Below are 1,749 nucleotides of genomic sequence, written 5' to 3'. Positions count from 1 at the left end.
GTGTCCATTCACGGGTGCGACCCGTGTTGATGCTGTTTCAGGCTGCGGTAGCGACCGGGGTTGGTAGCCAGGGCCGGCCGGCGAGGGCGTCGTGGATGGCGTCGAGGGCGCGGATGCCGTGGTCGCGGGCGGAGACGAGGTAGGAGCGGACGCGGCAGTAGGCGCCCAGGGTCGCTGGGCGGTGCCAGTAGCCGGAGACGGCCTGGTGGCGTTTCGGGCCGCGTAGGGCCTGCTCTGCCGGGTTGTTCGTCCAGGGAACGGCGAAGTTCTTCGTGAACAACCAGACCTGGTCGGCCTTGTCCGCGAGTCGTCGGGCGAGTTTGTGTCCGGGGTGGTTGCCGTCGTGCCAGTCGCGGCAGCGGTTGGTGATCCGGCCCCACTCGACGTCCTTGTCGTAGCGGGCGCGCAGGGCCGTGAGCAGGTCGGGGTCGAGGTGGTCATCGCCGGCGGCGGTCGCGGTGGTGACGGCGGTGTGGGCCTCGCGCAGGACGTCCTGGACGCGGCGGGCCCAGCGCTGCTCGTCGTGGTGGAGGTCCCAGACACCCTGGAGATGTCTGATCATGTGGGCGAGGCACTGCTGGACGCCTGCGGGCTGGGCGTCGAACTGCGCCCAGCCGGAGTAGTCGTCGCGGACGAGGTGGCCGGTGAAGCCGTCGAGCACGCCCAGGTCCTTGAGTGCCTTCGAGGAGCGGGAGTGGACGGGGGCGTACCAGACCAGCCCCGGGGCCGGGGTGCGCACCGTGACGACGTGCGGGCTGCCGGCCAGTTCGGCGCCGTCGGCGCCACGGTCCTTGTGCCACAGGTTGACCGGGGTCTCGTCCGCGCACAGCACCGGCTCGGCGGCCAGCGCCTTCCTCATCGCCGCGTCGAACCCGGCGGCGTCGAGCCGCTCGCCCAGGCGGGCGTTCGCGCGGGCGACGAACCCGGACGACACCGCCACCCCGACCAGCCCGTCGATCAGCGCCGCGGCCCGTTCGACGGGCACGTTGCCCTCCGAGACCAGCAGCACCGCCGCGCCGTTCAGGTGCGGCCCGTACGTCACACACCCCGGCCGGGCGAACGGCACCGACGCGGTCGTGACCTTCCCGCAGCAGCCGCAGCGCCGCCGCGGCAGCACCCAGTGCACCTTCTCCAGCACCGCGGGCAGCAGGTCCCAGACCTGCGCCCAGCCCGCCCCGGCGTCCCGACCGCCAGACAGGTCTGCCCGGCACGACGAGCACTCGGCCGGCGGGACCGCCGTCTCGGTCCGGTCCGGATCGTCGGCCGGTGCCAGCCGCGCACCGTCCCGACCAGGCTGCCCACCCGGCTTGCGGTCCTTCGACCGCACCCGCTGGGACGCCGCCCTGGTCGCCTTCCGCTTCTCCTTCGCGGCCAGTGGCTCCTTCGACGGCGGAGTCGAGGAGTTCGAGCTGTCCATCCCGACCCGCCGCGCAAGCTCCGCGACCTGCAACTCCAGACGCTCCCGCGCCGCCCGCTCCGCGGCCAGCTCCACCTCGTGCCGCTCGGCCATGTCCTGGATCACCCGCCGCAGCCGGCCGTTCGTCTCCGCCAGCCGCCGGTTCTCCTCCGCAAGCGCGCCGACCCGCTCCTCGGCAGCCCGAACCCGCGACTCCAACGACACGGACGGGTCAGCCACAGCCCACGATCATCACCAGACCGCCGACCCGATCAAGCAACGGCCCCAGCGTGTCATCCCAACACATCAACCCAGCTCAGCGGACCAGCCGCGCGGACCCGTGAATGGATACG

At 72.7% G+C, this 1,749-nt stretch carries 1 protein-coding gene; it reads right to left on the bottom strand.

Annotated elements, in window-relative coordinates:
• Positions 1–37: 37 nt before the first annotated feature.
• Positions 38–1,636, bottom strand: coding sequence for an IS66 family transposase (locus E0504_RS49905; protein ID WP_131628137.1), 1,599 nt, complete (start codon positions 1,634–1,636; stop codon positions 38–40).
• Positions 1,637–1,749: the final 113 nt, after the last annotated feature.

Source organism: Parafrankia sp. BMG5.11, from assembly GCF_004337455.1.
This window is presented reverse-complemented; position numbering and strand designations above follow the sequence as displayed.